This window comes from Burkholderia cenocepacia (genome assembly GCF_014211915.1).
In the GTDB taxonomy this organism is placed as follows: domain Bacteria; phylum Pseudomonadota; class Gammaproteobacteria; order Burkholderiales; family Burkholderiaceae; genus Burkholderia; species Burkholderia orbicola.
Genome location: NZ_CP060041.1, coordinates 548,062 through 565,008 on the forward strand (window position 1 = coordinate 548,062; position 16,947 = coordinate 565,008).

At 67.9% G+C, this 16,947-nt stretch carries 16 protein-coding genes; 7 read left to right on the forward strand and 9 right to left on the reverse strand.

The genetic code is table 11. The features are described from left to right. The first annotated feature begins 50 nt into the window (after positions 1-50). Positions 51-941 carry a LysR substrate-binding domain-containing protein gene (locus SY91_RS31695; protein WP_185921426.1) on the forward strand — a complete coding sequence of 297 codons (891 nt, stop codon included), beginning with the start codon at positions 51-53 and terminating at the stop codon, positions 939-941. A 20-nt stretch (positions 942-961) separates the two neighbouring features. Here the strand turns inward: SY91_RS31695 and SY91_RS31700 are convergent, their stop codons facing one another. Next, complete coding sequence (locus tag SY91_RS31700; protein WP_185921427.1) at positions 962-1,810, reverse strand: LysR substrate-binding domain-containing protein; 849 nt, start codon at positions 1,808-1,810, stop codon at positions 962-964. A 111-nt stretch (positions 1,811-1,921) separates the two neighbouring features. Between SY91_RS31700 and SY91_RS31705 the strand changes: the two genes are divergently transcribed. Then, positions 1,922-2,569 carry a LysE family translocator gene (locus SY91_RS31705; protein WP_053523905.1) on the forward strand — a complete coding sequence of 216 codons (648 nt, stop codon included), beginning with the start codon at positions 1,922-1,924 and terminating at the stop codon, positions 2,567-2,569. Positions 2,570-2,628: 59 nt separating this feature from the next. Here the strand turns inward: SY91_RS31705 and sfnG are convergent, their stop codons facing one another. Both sfnG and msuE read right to left on the reverse strand, forming a co-directional pair. After that, a complete protein-coding gene (gene sfnG / locus SY91_RS31710; protein WP_006481025.1) occupies positions 2,629-3,732 on the reverse strand; it encodes a dimethylsulfone monooxygenase SfnG in 1,104 nt (367 codons plus the stop codon). Between the two features lie 37 nt (positions 3,733-3,769). Continuing rightward, the gene (gene msuE, locus SY91_RS31715; protein ID WP_185921428.1) at positions 3,770-4,330 is read right to left on the reverse strand and encodes an FMN reductase; all 561 of its coding nucleotides are present in this window, start codon (positions 4,328-4,330) and stop codon (positions 3,770-3,772) included. Between the two features lie 238 nt (positions 4,331-4,568). Between msuE and SY91_RS31720 the strand changes: the two genes are divergently transcribed. The 3 genes from SY91_RS31720 to SY91_RS31730 all read left to right on the forward strand — a co-directional run bounded on the left by SY91_RS31720 (position 4,569) and on the right by SY91_RS31730 (position 7,866). Next, positions 4,569-4,787, forward strand: a complete 219-nt coding sequence (locus tag SY91_RS31720) for a hypothetical protein (RefSeq protein ID WP_185642901.1) — start codon at positions 4,569-4,571, stop codon at positions 4,785-4,787. Continuing rightward, the gene (locus SY91_RS31725; RefSeq protein ID WP_185921429.1) at positions 4,784-5,911 is read left to right on the forward strand and encodes a sigma-54 interaction domain-containing protein; all 1,128 of its coding nucleotides are present in this window, start codon (positions 4,784-4,786) and stop codon (positions 5,909-5,911) included. Before SY91_RS31720 ends, SY91_RS31725 begins: the two co-directional genes overlap by 4 nt. 245 nt (positions 5,912-6,156) lie before the next feature. Continuing rightward, on the forward strand, positions 6,157-7,866 hold the full coding sequence (locus tag SY91_RS31730; protein WP_185921430.1) for a dihydroxyacetone kinase family protein: 1,710 nt from the start codon (positions 6,157-6,159) through the stop codon (positions 7,864-7,866). A 17-nt stretch (positions 7,867-7,883) separates the two neighbouring features. Here the strand turns inward: SY91_RS31730 and SY91_RS31735 are convergent, their stop codons facing one another. Continuing rightward, positions 7,884-8,171 (reverse strand): DUF1330 domain-containing protein, encoded by a 288-nt coding sequence (locus SY91_RS31735; protein WP_011549330.1) that lies wholly within the window; start codon positions 8,169-8,171, stop codon positions 7,884-7,886. 264 nt (positions 8,172-8,435) lie between these two features. Here SY91_RS31735 and SY91_RS31740 point away from each other — a divergent pair, with 264 nt between their 5' ends. Both SY91_RS31740 and SY91_RS31745 read left to right on the forward strand, forming a co-directional pair. Then, complete coding sequence (locus tag SY91_RS31740; RefSeq protein ID WP_185921431.1) at positions 8,436-9,821, forward strand: MFS transporter; 1,386 nt, start codon at positions 8,436-8,438, stop codon at positions 9,819-9,821. A 303-nt stretch (positions 9,822-10,124) separates the two neighbouring features. Continuing rightward, a complete protein-coding gene (locus SY91_RS31745; RefSeq protein ID WP_185921432.1) occupies positions 10,125-11,057 on the forward strand; it encodes an MBL fold metallo-hydrolase in 933 nt (310 codons plus the stop codon). 140 nt (positions 11,058-11,197) lie between these two features. Here the strand turns inward: SY91_RS31745 and SY91_RS31750 are convergent, their stop codons facing one another. The 5 genes from SY91_RS31750 to doeA form a co-directional block, all read right to left on the reverse strand. Further along, positions 11,198-12,592, reverse strand: a complete 1,395-nt coding sequence (locus tag SY91_RS31750) for an aspartate aminotransferase family protein (RefSeq protein WP_185921433.1) — start codon at positions 12,590-12,592, stop codon at positions 11,198-11,200. Positions 12,593-12,612: 20 nt separating this feature from the next. Further along, entirely contained in the window at positions 12,613-14,091 is a 1,479-nt protein-coding gene (locus SY91_RS31755; RefSeq protein WP_185921434.1) for an NAD-dependent succinate-semialdehyde dehydrogenase, read from the reverse strand. A gap of 122 nt (positions 14,092-14,213) precedes the next feature. Next, positions 14,214-14,684, reverse strand: a complete 471-nt coding sequence (locus tag SY91_RS31760; RefSeq protein WP_077220271.1) for an Lrp/AsnC family transcriptional regulator — start codon at positions 14,682-14,684, stop codon at positions 14,214-14,216. A 13-nt stretch (positions 14,685-14,697) separates the two neighbouring features. Beyond that, entirely contained in the window at positions 14,698-15,726 is a 1,029-nt protein-coding gene (gene doeB / locus SY91_RS31765; RefSeq protein ID WP_006481017.1) for a N(2)-acetyl-L-2,4-diaminobutanoate deacetylase DoeB, read from the reverse strand. Positions 15,727-15,730: 4 nt separating this feature from the next. Beyond that, complete coding sequence (gene doeA, locus SY91_RS31770; protein ID WP_006481016.1) at positions 15,731-16,939, reverse strand: ectoine hydrolase DoeA; 1,209 nt, start codon at positions 16,937-16,939, stop codon at positions 15,731-15,733. Positions 16,940-16,947 lie beyond the last annotated feature (8 nt).

The window sequence follows — 16,947 nt, forward strand, 5'->3', positions numbered from 1 at the left end:
TTCCGCCATAAACAAACGAATTCTTACCCGGCGAAGCTTGCATAAAACTCATGAATTACCGCCGCCTCACCCCGTCGATGTCGCTGCTGCTCGTGTTCGAGGCCGCCGCGCGGCATGAAAGCTACACGCGTGCGGCCGAAGAACTGTCGCTGAGCCAGAGCGCGATCAGCCGGCAGGTGCAGACGCTCGAGGATCAGCTCGGCGTGCCGCTGTTCCGGCGCGAGGGCCGCTCGGTCAAGCTGACCGAAGTCGGCCGCCGCTACTTCGCCGAGCTAAGCGGCGCGCTCGGGCGCATCCGCGGCGCGACGCTGCAGGCGATGTCGCACCAGGCCGGCGCCGGCACGCTGCGGCTGGCCACCCTGCCGACGTTCGGCTCGAAATGGCTGCTGCCGCACCTGCACGGCTTCTACGCCGCGCATCCGGGCGTGACCGTGCACCTTCATTCAAGGATCGGCGCGGTCGATTTCCTCCACGACGACCTCGACGCGGCGATCACCGTCGGCGCGGGCGACTGGCCGGGCCTGCACGCGCACCGGCTGTACAACGAGTTCCTGATCGCGATCGCGCCGCCCGACACGGGCCGCGGCCGCAAGGCCGACGCACGCATGCCGGCCTGGGCCGCAAGGCAGACGCTGCTGGGCGTGACGAGCAATCAGCAGGCCTGGGCAGAGTGGTTCTCGCACTATCGGCTCGACCATCGCCAGATGCGGATCGGTCCGAGTTTCGAGCTGACGTCGCACCTGATCCAGGCCGTGCGCGCGGGAATGGGGATCGGGCTGGTGCCGAAGGTGCTGGTGGAGGACGAATTGAGCCGCGGCGAGCTCGTGTCGATCGGCGACGCGATTACCAGCCAGCGCAGCTATTACCTCGTCTACCCGCCGGGCAACGAAACGCTGCCGTCGCTGGTCGCGTTTCGCGAATGGCTGCTGACGTCGTGTTGACGCATCGCGCGTAGCGAGCCTCACGCACGCCACTCGCCGAGAATCTGCTCGGCAAGGTAGTCGCACGGCGGCCGCGCGGACTGCGCGCTGCGCGCGAGCACGACCTCGAGTTCGCCGAGCGACGGCAGCCCGTGGCTCTCCGACAGCTGCAACAGGTGATCGGGCACGCAGCAGCGCGCGAGCGGCGCGATCGCGAGGCCGGCCTCGACCATGCTGAGCAGCCCGAGGAAACTCGGGCTTTCGTACGACATCCGGAACGGAATCTTCCGCCGGTTCAGCGCCTTGATCGCATGGTCGCGCGCCGTGCTGCCATGCGAGAACAGCGCAACCGGCAGCGGCCGCTCTTCCCACACGTTCCGTTTCGGCGATCCCGTCCAGACGATCGGCTCGAGCCGGATCAGCTCGCCGGACACGCCCTTGACCCGGGTCAGGCACGCGAGGTCGACCGTGTTGTCCTTCAGCATCGGCACGAGCGCACTGCTCGGCTGGCCGATCACGCGCACTTCCACGCGCGGATGCATCGCGGCGAACTTCCCGAGCACCTGCGGCAGCAGCGACGAGATGTAATCGTCGGGCACGCCGATCGTCACGCGGCCGCGGATCTCCGGACGCACGACCGACGCCCACGCCTCGTCGCGCATCGCGAGCATCCGGCGGCCATAGTCGGCGAGCATCCTGCCGTCGTCGGTCGGCGTCACGTTGCGCGTGTCGCGGATGAACAGCGGCTTGCCGAGCGCGTCTTCCAGCGTCCTGATCTGCATGCTCACCGCCGACGGCGACCGGTGCACGGCCTGCGCACCCTGCGCAAACGATCCGGATTCCGCGACGGCCACCACCATCGCGAGCACATCGAGGTCGAGCTTCTTCATTTTAATTCAGAAAAACTGATCAATCGATTCAGTTTATCCCGTTTTACTGTTCGCCTCCAGCGCCGGACAATGAACGCCGTCAGCACTCATTCGACGCAGGAAGCGGAAAACATGCAAACGTCCGGATCGCTCTACGGGTTTCTCGTCATCGGCGGCATGCTCGCGGTCACGCCGGGGCCGAACATGGTCTACGTGATGTCGCGCTCGATCGCGCAAGGGCGGGCGGCGGGCCTCGTTTCGCTCGCGGGCGTGATGCTCGGCTACCTGTTCTACATGTTCGCCGCGGCGTTCGGCATCACGACGCTGTTCATGAGCGTGCCCTATGCGGGCAGCGTGCTGGGCGCGGTCGGGGCGACCTATCTGCTGTACCTCGCATGGCAGGCGGTGCGGCCCGGCGGCCGCTCGCCGTTCGAGGTGAAGACGCTGCCGAACGAGCAGCCGCTGCGGCTGCTCGCGATGGGCGCGACGACCAGCGTGCTGAACCCGAAGCTCGCGATGCTGTTCGTGTCGCTGTTGCCGCAGTTCATCGACTACGGGCATGGCAGCGTGTTCGGCCAGTCGCTGTTTCTCGGCTCGCTGCTGATCGCCGCGTTCGCGTCGGCCAACGGGCTGGTGGCGATCTGCTCGGGCAGCCTGGCGAAGTTCCTGCACGGCCGCCCGACGCTGCTGCTCGCGCAGCGCTGGGCGATGGGCGCAGTGCTCGGCGGCCTCGGCGTGGAAATGCTCGTCGAGGCGTCGAAGTCGGCGGGCATCGCGTAAGCATCGTGCCGCCGCGCGGGCCCGCACGATCGCGGGCCGCACGCGGGCGGCGGCCCGCGTCACGCGGCAACGGCCTGCCGCTGCGCCTCGAGTTCGCGCACGAGCGGCAGCACGCGCTTGCCGAAATACTCGACTTCCTCGATGAAATGCAGGAACCCGGCCAGCACCAGATCGACGCCGATCGCCTTCAGCGCGACGATCCGCTCGGCGATCTGCTGCGGCGTGCCGATCAGGTTCGTGCGGAAGCCGTCGTTGTACTGCACGAGATCCTCGAACGTCGATTTCGCCCAGTTGCCTTCGCCTTCGGGCGACGCCTTGCCGGCCTGCTTCACCGCATCGCCGAACGCGTGCACGGCCTCGACGTGCGCATGCCGGATGATGTCGTCGAGCACGGCCTTCGCTTCTTCCTCGGTGTCGCGCGCGATCACGAATGCATTGACGCCGATGCGCACGCGATGGTTGTTCGCCGCCGCCTTCGCGCGAATGTCGTCGATCTGCGCCTTCAGGTTCTCCGGCGTATTGCCGTTCGTGAAATACCAGTCCGACACGCTCGCCGCGTTGTCGCGCGCCGCGCGCGAACTGCCGCCCTGGAAGATTTCCGGATGCGGCTTCTGCACCGGCTTCGGGCTCAGCGTGTAATCGTTGAAGCGGTAGAAGTCGCCCTTGAACGTGAAATTGTCCTGCGTCCAGATACCCTTGAGCGCCTGGATGAATTCCTTCGAGCGTCGATAGCGTTCGTCGTGCTCAAGCCATGGCTCGCCGATCGCGGTGAATTCGCCCTTGAACCACCCGCTCACGACGTTGATCGCGATGCGTCCGTTCGAGATGTGGTCGATCGTCGCGAGCTGCTTCGCGACCACGGCCGGATGCCATGGCCCCGGCAGGATCGCGGCGAGCACCTTGAGCTTCGTCGTCGCATGCAGCAGCGCCTGGCTGAACGACACCGACTCGTGCTGGTATTCCGCGCCGTAGCCGGCCGTGAAGCGGATCTGGCTCAGCGCGTAGTCGAAGCCGGCCGCCTCGGCCGTGCGCGCGAGCTTCTGGTTGTATTCGAGGCTCCAGTCGGTGCGCTGCTCGATCGTGCTGACGACGAGGCCGCCGCTGACGTTCGGCACCCAGTACGCGAATTTGACGCCATCGGCGGAAGGGTCGGGAAGGCTCATGAAGGTGTCCTGGTCGAAGGGGAAACGAAAAAGCGGCTTACGCGGCCGCGGCGGAAAGCACGGGCGCGCGCAGTTGCGGCACCGCGCGATTCACGGCGAGCGCGATGCGCTCGCGCAACGCCGGACTGGCGATCTGGTACTGGTCGAAATCGCTTTCGGACGCATACACGCCGATCGGCAGCGTGCGCGCCTGGAAGAAGCTGAACAGCGGGCGCAACTGATGGTCGATCACGAGCGCGTGCCGCTCGCTGCCGCCGGTGGCCGCGAGCAGCACCGGCACGTCGACGAGCGCGTCATGGCGCACGAGGTCGAACAGGTGCTTGAAGAGGCCCGTGTACGACGCGCGATACACCGGGCTCGCGACGACGAGTGCGTCAGCCGTCTCGATCGCGCGGATCAGCGCATCGAGATCAGGCGGTACCTGCGCACGCGTGAGCGCGCCGGCCAGCCGGCTGCCGATCTCGCCGAGTTCGATCAATCGCGTCTCGATCGGCAGCGCGGCGCCGAGCGCCGTGACGATCGCGTCGGTCAGCGCGAGCGTGCGCGACGGCCGCTGCAGGCCGCCCGATATCGCGACGACGTTGAGGGTATGGCTCATGCAATGCGTTCCCGTGGTGAAGCCGCGCGCAATGCGGCGATACCGGTTCGGGTCAGCAAGGAGCGTGCCATTGGTTCGGGTGCGTGACGGAAATTTCGTCTGCACCGCGAAGTTTCTCGCCATCGCCCGTCAGAAATGGCGCTCGGCCAAATGCGCGGCAGTGGCAAGCGTTCCGGCTCACGCGTCACATCGATATTCCGTCACGCGATGAACCCCGTGCAGCGGATCTGCTGATGCGATGCTGATCAGGCAGCAGCGCATCACGCGCGATAGCGCTGAATTTGATGCCGTGACATCACTGCACCGCCGCTCTTCCGCGCCATGGCGGGTTCCGCAGCAATCGCGCTTTGGTTATCAGAAATCGATGCTTTTCGCGCGCGGCGAAACGTTCAACACTTTGCTGGTTACGCAGCAGCCGGCCCGCATTGCCCGGCCATCCAACGGTTCATCGCCATGACTTCCATTTCCGCATCGCCGCGCCCGCTCAATCTTCGTGTCGTTACCGCTTCCCGCGACCCCGCAGGCCTTCAAGCCGCGGCGCCCGTGCACACGCTGCCCGAACGTCACGCGCAGGCCCGCGCGCAGGCGCAGGTGTTCGCCGATCCGTGTTCGCTCGCGCTGCTCGAACAGGTTCGCCGCGTCGCGCCGAGCGACGCGAACGTGCTGATCGTCGGCGAGACGGGCACCGGCAAGGAACTGATCGCGCGCCACGTGCACGAGCTCGGCGCCCGTCGCGACGGGCCGTTCGTCGCGGTGAACTGCGGCGCGTTCTCCGAAACGCTCGTCGATAGCGAACTGTTCGGCCACGAAAAAGGCGCGTTTACCGGCGCATTCAGCGCGAAGCCCGGCTGGTTCGAAGCCGCGCACGGCGGCACGCTGTTTCTCGATGAAATCGGCGACCTGCCGCTCGCGATGCAGGTCAAGCTGCTGCGCGTGCTGCAGGAGCGCGAGGTCGTGCGGCTCGGTTCGCGCACCGGGATTCCGGTCGACGTACGGGTGGTCGCGGCGACCAACGTCGGCTTGCAACAGGCGGTCGCGGCCGGGCAGTTTCGCGGCGACCTGTTCTACCGGCTCAACGTCGTGCAGCTCGCGGTCCCGCCGTTGCGCGACCGTCCGGGCGACATCCTGCCGCTCGCGCGCCACTTCTTCGACATGTACCGCGACCGGCTCGGCGGCGGCCCGCGTCGCATCGATCCGCGCGCCGAGCGACGGCTCCAGGCGCACGGCTGGCCCGGCAATATCCGCGAACTGGAGAATGTGATCCATCATGCGCTGCTCGTGAGCCGTCACGACGTGCTGCAGGACACCGACCTGCACATCGCGCCGCCGTGTGTGCCGGTCGTGACCGCGCAGGCAACCGAGTCGTCCGCCGATGCACAGGCGGCGCTCGAGCATGCGCTGCGCGACCTGTTCGATGACGGGCACGGCAACCTGTTCGAACACATCGAGGACACCGTGATGCGTGTCGCGTTCGAATTCAGTCACCGCAACCAGATCCGCGCCGCGCAGTTGCTCGGCATCAGCCGCAACGTGCTGCGCGCGCGACTGATTCGCGCGAAGGCGATCACCGCGCTGAAATAGCGGCATCCGGCGGGCGCCGTCGCTCGGCCCCGGCGCCATCGCAGCGCGATCCGTGCCGCAACGTCCGAACCTGATGTATCTTGGCGCGAAGCGTACGTTTCGTTGCCCACCCCGCACCCGGTCGCCCGTTACGCGGCCATCCGCGACCGGCAACGACGCACGCACGATCCTCCGCAACACGAAAGCCGACCGGCGCCCGTGCGCGCCCCGGCCGAGCCCTGTTCACCCGTCCGGAATCCGTCGCCATGAAGAAGCTTGTGAACCGCCCGTCCGACGTCGTGCGAGAAATGCTGGAAGGCATCGCACGGCAATCGCCGCATCTCGCGATCCTCGGCGACGAGCACGTGCTCGTCCGCCAGCCGCTGCCGGAGCCGTCGCAGCGGCCGGTCGCGATCCTGTCCGGCGGCGGCAGCGGCCACGAGCCCGCGCACGGCGGCTACGTCGGCGAAGGGATGCTGAGCGCCGCCGTGTGCGGCGAAGTGTTCACGTCGCCGTCGACCGACGCCGTGCTCGCCGCGATCCGCGCGAGCGCCGGCCCGAACGGCGCGCTGCTGATCGTGAAGAACTACACCGGCGACCGGCTCAATTTCGGGCTCGCCGCCGAACTGGCGCGCGCGGAAGGCATTCCGGTCGAAACCGTCATCGTCGCCGACGACGTGTCGCTGCGCGGCCGCGTCGAGCGCGGCCAGCGGCGCGGGATCGCCGGCACGGTGCTGATCCACAAGCTCGCGGGCGCCGCCGCCGCGCGCGGACTGCCGCTGGCCCGCGTCGCGAGCATCGCGCGCGACGCGGCGGCCGAGCTCGGCACGATGGGCGTCGCGCTCGACGGCTGCACGATCCCGGGCGCAGACAAATCGGGCTTCAGCCTCGCCGATCACGAGATCGAGCTGGGCCTGGGCATCCACGGCGAGAAAGGCGTCGAGCGCCGCGCGCCGCTGCCGGCCGATGCGCTGGCCGACACGCTGCTGTCGAGCATCGTCGCCGATCTCGTGCTCGACCGCGACGAACGCGTCGCGCTGTTCGTCAACGGCCTCGGCGCGACGCCGGACATGGAGCTCGCGATCGTGCTGCGCGCCGCGTTCGACAACCTGAGCCGGCGCGGCATCGTCATCGCGCGCGCATGGGCCGGCACGTTCCTGTCCGCGCTGAACATGCCGGGCTGCTCGATCTCGGTGCTGCGGCTGAACGACGAACGCGCGGCGCTGCTCGACGCGCCGACGCAAGCGCGCGCCTGGCCGGGCGGCGGCCTCGTGAACACGCGGATTCGCATGGCCGCAGCCGTGTCGCAAGATGCACCGCCGCCGCCGCTCGATGCGGCCGGCCGTGCGTGGGCCGCGCGTCTGCAACCGGCGCTGCACGCGGTGGCGCAGACGCTGATCGACCACGAGCAGACGCTGACGGATCTCGACGCGGCAGCCGGCGACGGCGATCTCGGCGCGAGCATGCGGCGCGCCGCGCAGGCGATCCTCGAATTGCCCGACACCGCGTACGGCACGCCGGCCGGTGCGCTCGCGGCGCTCGGCGCCGCATTGCGCCGCGCGATCGCCGGCAGCTCCGGGCCGTTCTATGCGACCGCGCTGCTGCGCGCGTCACGCCGGCTGGCCGATGGCGCCGATAGCGCCGAGCCGTCGCCGCGCGACTGGGCCGCGGCGTTCCGCGCGGCGGTGGATGCGATCAGCGAACTCGGCGGCGCGCAGGGGGGCGATCGGACGATGCTCGATGCGCTGGTGCCGGCCGTCGACGCATTCGGCCGCGCGCTCGACGGCGATCGCGATCCCGCGAGTGCCTGGGCGGCGGCCGTCGAAGCGGCGGAACGAGGCGCGGAGGAAACGACACGCATGACGCCGCGCGCGGGACGGGCCAGCTATCTCGGCGAGCGCGCGATCGGCACGCCGGACGGCGGCGCGGTGGCCGTGTCGTACTGGCTGCGCGCGCTGCTGCCGCACGTGCGATAACGCGCGCGCAGCCGCGCTCAGACGCCCTCGACCAGCACCGCGCGATAGCGCGCGCCCTTGAACCGGTGCTGGACGACCGCCTGGTATTCGGGGCCGCGATACCACGCGTGCGCGGCCTCCTTCGACGGGAACTCGACGATCACGACGCCTTCCGGGCCTTCACCCTCGAGGATTTCCTGCGGCCCATAGGCGGCGAGCACCTTCACCGGATGGCCGGCAAGGGTCGCGCCGACCTGGCTCGCGTAGATGTCGAGCTCATGCTGGTCCTGCGTGCTTTCCCGCGTAAAGACGATGTAGGTCGCCACGATATGCGCTCCTGATCAAGGGTGAAAAAAGGGACGCCACGCGCGGCACGGTCCGAGGAATCCGGCGTGGCAGCGCGCAGCTTACCGCCGTTCGCCAGCCGGCGCCGCGACGAGCCGGCCACGGCCTCCGCGGGCCGCCCCGCCCCGGCACGGGAAAACCCCGATTCCCACATCGTCCTATGACATCCGGCATCGCAAATTGGCGGGATTACTTTGATCCTCGTCGGCGCCCGCCCGGGCGCATGCTGATAGCGAGGACCCCTCATGCGATACGTGCCATCGTGGACTTCCGTTTCCGCCGCGTCGTCGATTCCCGACGACGCGACCACCCAACGCGGCGACGAGCCGCACAGCCTGCCGCGGGTCGCGATCGCGGCCGCCGCGCTCGGCAATGCGACCGAATGGTTCGATTACGGCATTTACGCGTACGGCCTCGCGTACATTTCCGCCGCGCTGTTTCCCGGCAACACCGCGAGCGCGACGCTGTTCGCCCTCGGCACGTTTGCGATCTCGTTCCTGATCCGCCCGCTCGGCGGCCTGTTCTGGGGGCCGCTCGGCGACCGGCTCGGCCGCAAGCGCGTGCTCGCGCTGACGGTCCTGACGATGTCGGGCGCCACGTTGCTCGTCGGCGTGCTGCCGAGCTATGCGACGGCCGGCTGGCTCGCGCCGGCCGCGCTGATCGTGCTGCGCATGGTGCAAGGCTTCTCGACCGGCGGCGAATACGGCGGTGCGGCGACCTTCATCGCCGAATACGCACCCGATTCGCGGCGCGGCCTGTGCGGCAGCTTCCTCGAATTCGCGACGCTCGCCGGCTTCTCGCTCGGCGCGTTCCTGATGCTCGGCTTCGCGCTGCTGCTCGGCGATTCGGCGATGCATGCGTGGGGCTGGCGCCTGCCGTTCCTCGTCGCGGCGCCGCTCGGCCTGATCGGCTTCTACCTGCGCTCGCGTCTCGAGGAAACGCCGGTGTTCCGCGAGCTGGAGGAGCAGGCGCACCGTTGCGAGAAAAACGCCACCGCCGCGCTGCCGATCCGGCTGCTGCTGGTGCGCTATGCGAAGCCGCTGCTGCTGCTCGGCGGGCTGGTCGTCGCGCTGAACGTCGTCAACTACGTGCTGCTCGCGTACATGCCGACCTACATGCACAAGGAACTCGGCGTGAGCGAGAACATGTCGCTGCTGATTCCTCTGATCGGCATGCTCGCGATGATGGTGCTGCTGCCGTTCGCCGGCTGGCTGTCGGACCGCGTCGGCCGCAAGACGATGTGGTGGTTCTCGCTCGTCGGGCTGTTCGTCGCGGCCGTGCCGATGTTCACGCTGATGACGCACGGCCCGCTCGGCGCGTTCATCGGCTTTGCGGTACTCGGCGTGCTCTACGTGCCGCAGCTCGCCACCATTTCCGCGATGTTCCCGGCGATGTTCCCGACCCACGTCCGCTATGCGGGCATGGCGATTGCGTACAACGTGTCGACGTCGCTGTTCGGCGGCACCGCGCCGATCGTCAACGACTGGCTGATCGGCAAGACCGGCAACGCACTGATTCCCGCGTACTACATGATGGCTGCGTGCGCGGTCGGGCTGGTCGCGCTGCTGGCGGTGATCGAGACGCGCGGGTGTTCGCTGCGTGGGGAAACGCTTCCCGGTCAGCCGGGTTGACCCGCGCGCCGGCGGTTCCCGGCATCCCATAAACGGCATCCATTGCATCGCCCGCCTTCCGGCAACGGACGGCGGGCGATGCGCATTTCGGGCGGCGAAGGCCGCTGTCGAATTGTTGTCGTCCGGACAACACGATGTGCACCCCTGCGGCGCTGTTGGCGTGTGTAGGCCGTCACTACAATCGCTGACATGCTCGATCGGAATCCGGGCGCACCGAAATGCGCGACCTTCGCGATCGCGCTCGCGAACCGCTCTGCGCCGCGCAGTGCGGACTACCTCACTCAAAGAACAGGATTACTGAACATGAACGCACCCATCCGCAACGTCCAGCCGGTCATCGACCGCCTGGGCAACGAAGGTTCAGGCGAGCTCGTTCCGTCCCGCTACGCCGTGCGCATCGGCGATGTCGACGTCGTGCTGATCAGTGACGGCGTACTGCCGCTGCCGACTTCCACCATGTCCACCAATGTGAGCGAAGCGGACCGCAACGCCTGGTTCGACGGCCGTTTCCTGCAACGCGACATGTTCGACTGGGCGCTCAACATCGCGCTCGTGCGCAGCGCCGATCGCCTGATCCTGATCGATTCGGGCGTGGGCGATGGCTTCGAATACTTCACGCGCGCCGGGCGCTCGGTGATGCGCGTGGAATCGGCCGGCATCGACCTGGCCGCGATCACCGATATCGTGATCACGCATATGCACATGGATCACGTCGGCGGGCTGAACGTCGACGGCGTCAAGGCGAAGCTGCGCCCCGACGTACGCATTCACGTATCGGCAGCGGAAGTGGCGTTCTGGAACAATCCGGACTTCAGTAAGACGGTGATGCCGGACACCGTTCCGCCCGCGCTGCGCAAGGCGGCGGCGAGGTTCGTCGAACTGTATGGCGAAAACATCGTGCAATTCGACCGCACCGTGGAAGTCGCCGCGGGCGTGTCGGCGCGCGTGACGGGCGGGCATACGCCGGGGCACTGCGTGGTCGACATCGCATCGAACGGGGAAAAGCTGACGTTCGCGGGCGACGCGATCTTCGAAGTCAACTTCGACCATCCCGACTGGCAAAACGGCTTCGAACACGATCCGGACGCGGCGGTCGACGTGCGTCTCGCGCTGTTCAACGAAGCGGCCGACACTGGCGCACTGCTGGCCGCGGCGCATGTCGCGTTCCCGTCCATCGGGCATGTTGCACGGAACGGCGACGGCTTCCGTTTCGTTCCGGTCGTGTGGGATTACTGAATGACGATCGGTAGCCGGCGCGCACCGTACACCACGCATTGACGTTTTCCCGCACCGTACCGGCAAGAAAAAACGCCGCCGCACTTGCATGCGGCGGCGTCATCTCGCGCGTCGAAACGCGCATCAGGACCACTTGAATATCACGCGACAGCCGAAATATTCCGCTCGGCGACCTCGTCCACCGCCTTCTTCACGATCCCGACGATCTCGTCGGCTTCCTCGCGCGTCATCACGAGCGGCGGTGCAAAGCCGAGAATGTCGCCGTGCGGCATCGCCCGCGCGATCACGCCGCGCTGCAGCGCGGCAGCCGACACCTGCGCACCGATCTTCAGCGCGGGATCGAACGGCGTGCGCGCGTCCTTGTCGGCCATGAATTCGAGCGCGGCCAGCATCCCGACGCTGCGCACCTCGCCGACGAGCGGATGCGTGCCGAACGCGTCGCGCAGCTTCGCGCCGAAATACTTGCCCACTTCCGCCGCGTTGCCGACCAGGTTCTCGCGCTCCAGAATCGCGAGGTTCGCGAGCGCGGCGGCCGCGCACACCGGATGGCCCGAATACGTCCAGCCGTGCCCCATCGGCCCGTGTTCCTGCGAGCCGCGCGCGATCACGTCCCACACCTTCTCGCCGACGATCACGCCCGACAGCGGCGCATACGCACTCGTCAACCCTTTCGCGACGGTAATCAGGTCGGGCTCGATCCCGAAGTGCTGCGCACCCATCTTCGAACCGAGCCGCCCGAACCCGCACACGACTTCATCGGAGATCAGCAGGATGTCGTGCTTGCGCAGCACGGCCTGGATCGCGGGCCAGTAGCCGGCCGGCGGCTCGATGATCCCGCCGGTGCCCATCACCGGCTCCGCGATGAACGCGGCGACCGTGTCGGCGCCCTCGCGCGCGATCAGCTTCTCGAGTTCGTCGACGCAGTACGCGACGAACTGCGCCTCGCTCATGCCCGCAGGCGCCTTGCGATACCAGTGCGGACACACCGTATGCTTCACGCGGTCGATCGGCAGGTCGAAATGCTGGTGGAAGCTCGGTAGGCCCGTGAGGCTGCCCGTCACGATGCCCGAGCCGTGATAGCCGCGTTCGCGCGAAATGATCTTCTTCTTGTTCGGGCGGCCGAGCACGTTGTTGTAGTACCAGACGATCTTGACCTGTGTCTCGTTCGCGTCGGAACCCGACATCCCGTAATAGACCTTCTTCATCCCCGCCGGCGACCAGTCGATGATGCACGACGACAGCTCGATGATCGCGTCCGACGAATGGCCGACATACGTGTGGTAGTACGCGAGCTGCTTCGCCTGCTCGTACATCGCGTCGGCCACTTCGGTGCGGCCGTAGCCGATGTTCACGCAATAGAGCCCGGCAAACGCGTCGATATAACGCTTGCCCTGGTGATCCTCGATGCGGATGCCTTCGCCGCCGCGCACGATCTTGCCCGGCAGCGCGCCGGTCTCGTGGTCGTACGCGTGCGTCGAGGGGTGCATGAAGTGGGCGCGGTCCTCGCGCAGCAGTGCGTCGATCGATTGTTGCATGGTGTGCTCCTTTGAATGGGTCAGGCCGTCGCCGCGACAGGCAGGCCGAGATTGCCGAGGCAGAAGTACTTGGTTTCGGTGAACGGCTCGAAGCCTTCGGCGCCGCCTTCGCGCCCGAGGCCCGACGCCTTCATTCCGCCGAACGGGATCGGCGCACCGGTGAATTTCACGCCGTTGACCGACACCATCGCGAAATCGAGCCGCCGCACCAGTTGGAAGATCGTGTCGATGCGCGTGGCGCACACGTAGGCGGCGAGGCCGTACTCGGTGTCGTTGGCCGTTTCGACCGCTTCGTCGAGCGTGTCGAACGCACTGACGGCCGAGATCGGCGCGAAGTTTTCCTCGTCGACCACGCGCATGCCGGGCGCGGCATCCGCGATCACGGTCGGTTCGTAGAACCAGCCGCCGAGCGCATGCGGCCGGCCGCCCGCGACGATGCGCGCGCCGCGTGCCCGCGCGTCCTCGACGCGCGCCACGGTCGCGTCGAACGCGGCCTGATGCATCAGCGGCCCGACGTCCACGCCCTGCTCGAACGCCGGCCCCGTCTTCAGCGCGCGCACCGCGTGCGCATACCGTTCGACGAACGCGTCGTACAGCGGGCGCGCGACGAGTATCCGGTTGGCCGCGCAGCAGTCCTGGCCGGAGGTCTGGAACTTCGCGCCGACGGCGATCCGCACGGCCTGATCGAGATCCGCATCCTCGGTCACGATGAACGGCGCATTGCCGCCCAGTTCGAGCGCGACCTTGCGGATGCCCGCCTTCGCGGCGGTTTCGGTCACGAGCCGCCCGACGCGCGTCGAGCCGGTGAAGCTCACCGCACGCACGCGCGCATCGCCGACCAGCGTTTCCATCGCCATCTGCGGCTCGCCGAGCACCACGTTGAACACGCCGGCCGGGAAGCCGGCCTCGTCGGCGAGCTGCGCGAGCGCGAGCGCGGAGAACGGTGTTTCGTGCGCGGGCTTCACGACCACCGCGCAACCGACCGCGATCGCGGCCGCCGCCTTGCGCGTGATCATCGCGGCCGGGAAATTCCACGGCGTGATCAGCGCCGCGACGCCGACCGGCTCCATCACGGTGCCGAGATGCGCGCCGTCGATGTGGGTCGGGATCGTGCGCCCGGCGACGCGTTTCGCCTCGTTCGCGAACCATTCGACGAAGCTCGCCGCATAGCGGATCTCGCCGCGCGCTTCGGCCAGCGGCTTGCCCTGTTCGAGCGACAGCAGCGCGGCCAGATCGTCGACGTGACGCAGGATCAGCGCATGCCAGCGCAGCAATGCGGCGCTGCGCACGGCTTGCGGCGTCCAGCGCCAGGTGTCGTACGCGCGCTGCGCGGCGTCGATGGCCGCGACGATCTGCGCGCGTTCGAGCATCGGCACGTGGCCGATCACGGCCTGGTCGGCGGGGTTCACGACGGCGAGCGTCGCGGCACTGTCGCTGTGGATCCAGCGACCGTCGACGTAGCAGGTCGACTTGAACAGAACGGGGTGTCCGGGCAGCATGCTGCGTCTCCTCGTTGGTGGGCACGGACTTCATTGTGTCGCGCCGGCGCATGCGGAAATTTCGGTTTGCACGGCTCGAAATGCCGGTTTTTTTCCGTATTGCCGCGCGCCGGCGCGAACTTTCACAGCCAGTCCGGCGCGCCGCCGGATGCGCACTTCACGACCTTCGTCACGATGTACGTGAAGTAGCGCTCGATGCCGAGGTCTTCCATCAGCAACGCATCGATGAAGCGCTGGTAATGGTCGATGTCGCGCGCGACCACGTGCAGCACGTAATCGACGCCGCCGCCCGTCGCATAGCATTGCGCGACCTCGGGCGCCGCGGCCACGCGATCCTCGAAACGCCGCATGTCGGGCGCGGTGTGCCGCGACAGCGTCACCTCGACGACGATGCGGCTGCCGGAAAACGTGCCGATCCAGTCGACGTCCGCGCGATAGCCGCGGATCACGCCGCTTTCCTCGAGCTTGCGCACGCGCTCCCATGCCGGCGAAATCGACAGGTTCACGGCTTCCGCGAGCTTCGACTTCGTGATGCGCCCGTCGCGCTCGAGCAGGCGCAGGATCGCGAGGTCGTATCGGTCGAGCTTGATCACGTCGTGCGCGTCCTCATACGGCCACCGGAATGTTGCGCTCGACGATGTCGGCGACCACCGCGATCGTGTCGCCCGGCTGCACGATGCCCGGGAAGTGCCTGGCCGCGAGCAGCCCGCGCCGCCGCGCGACGTATTCGATCGGCGTGACGCCCGTGCGATCGATGTCGTGCACGCGCGCGAGCACGTCGCCGGCCTCCACCTCGCTGCCGAGATCGCGGCACATTTCGAGCAGCCCGCGATGCTCGCTGGTCGTGAAGCACGAGCCGTCCGGCATGTCGAGCAGCGTCGTCGTGCTGCGAGGGGCATTGCCGTCGATGACGTCCTTCGCGATCACGCCCGCATGCGCGAGAAATCCGTACACGCCGCGCTCGGCGATCGCGACGCTCGCCGCCGTCGACGTGCCGCCACCGCCCAGTTCGGTCGACACGAACACCTTGCCGGCTTCCTCCGCCGCGCTGTCGTAGAGGCCGACGCTGTCGAGTTCCAGCATGCGCATCGAATACGGCGCGCCGAACGCGCGCATCGCACGCTCGCAGCGTGCTTCCTGATCGCGGTTCTCCAGCACGTGAATCGCCGCGAACGGCACGAAGTCGAGCGTGCGGCCGCCCGCGTGAATGTCGAGCACGTGCGTCGCGAGCGGCAGCAAATGGCGCTGGAAGTAGTCGGCGATCTTCTCGGTCACGGTGCCGTCCGGGCGGCCCGGGAAGCTGCGGTTCAGGTTCCCGGCATCGATCGGCGACGTGCGGCAACCGGCGCGGAACGCCGGGTAGTTCATGAACGGCACGACGATCACGCGGCCGGTCACGTCGGCCGCCTTCAGCGAACCGGCGAGCTTCGACAGCGCGACCGGTCCTTCGTATTCGTCGCCGTGATTGCCGCCGGTCAGCAACACCGTCGGCCCGTCGCCGCGCTTCACGACGGTCACCGGAATCATGATCGCGCCCCACGCGGAATCGTCGCGCGAGTAAGGCAGCTTCAGGAAGCCGTGCTGTTCGCCGTCCGCGTCGAAATCGACGGTCGGCGTAATCGGGGAAGCACGCATCGCCCTACTCCTTCACGAACAGCTTGCGCGGCACGTTGCAGAACGTCTCGGCGCCGGTCTCGGTGATCAGGATGCTCTCCGTGATCTCCAGCCCCCAGTCGTCGAGCCACAGCCCCGGCATGAAATGGAACGTCATGCCGGGTTCGAGCACCGTCCGGTCGCCCGGACGCAGGCTCATCGTGCGCTCGCCCCAGTCGGGCGGATAGCTCGCGCCGATCGGATAGCCGCAGCGGCTGTCCTTGTCGATACCGGCGCGGCGCAGCACCGCGAAGAATGCGTTCGCGATGTCCTCGCATACGTTGCCGGGTTTCGCGGCCGCGAGCCCGGCCTCGATCCCTTCGACCACCGCGCGCTCGCCTTCGATGAAGTGCGCGGGCGGCTTGCCGAGATAGACGGTGCGCGACAGCGGGCAGTGATAGCGGCGGTAGCAGCCGGCGATTTCGAAGAACGTGCCGGCGCCGCGCGCGAACGTCGAGTCGTCCCACGTCAGGTGCGGCGCGGCCGCGTCGGCGCCGGTCGGCAGCAGCGGCACGATCGCCGGGTAGTCGCCGCCGAAGCCGTCGGCGCCGCCGATGCCGGTCGCGTAAATCTGCGCGACCAGGTCGCTCTTCTTCATGCCCGGCTCGATCGTCTCGACGATGTGCGCATGCATCCGCTCGACGATGCGCGCGGCCACGCGCATGTATTCGATCTCGCGCGGCGACTTCACCGCGCGCTGCCAGTTGACGAGCGCGGTCGCGTCGACCCAGCGCGCGCCCGGCAGATGCTTCTGCAACGACGCGTACGCCGCCGCGCTGAAGTAGTAGTTGTCGAGCTCGACGCCGATGCGCAACGTGTTCCAGCCGCGCGCCGCGATCACCTCGGTCGACAGGTAATCCATCGGATGGCGTGCGCTCGACTGCACGTAATGGTCGGGATAGCCGACGATGTTCTCGTGCGCCATGAACGCGGTGCGCTTCGCGCCGTTCGCGTCCTGGTTGCGGCCGAACCACACGGGTTCGCCGTCCAGCGCGAGCAGCACGCACTGGTGCACGTAGAACGACCAGCCGTCATAGCCGGTCAGCCAGCCCATGTTGGTCGGGTCGGTGACGATCAGCAGGTCGATGCCGGCCCGCTCCATCGCCGCGCGCGTCTTCGCGATCCGCGCGGCATATTCGCTGCGCGCGAACGCGAGACGCGGCGCGGCTGTCTGGGTTTCGATGACTGCGGACATCTGTCTCC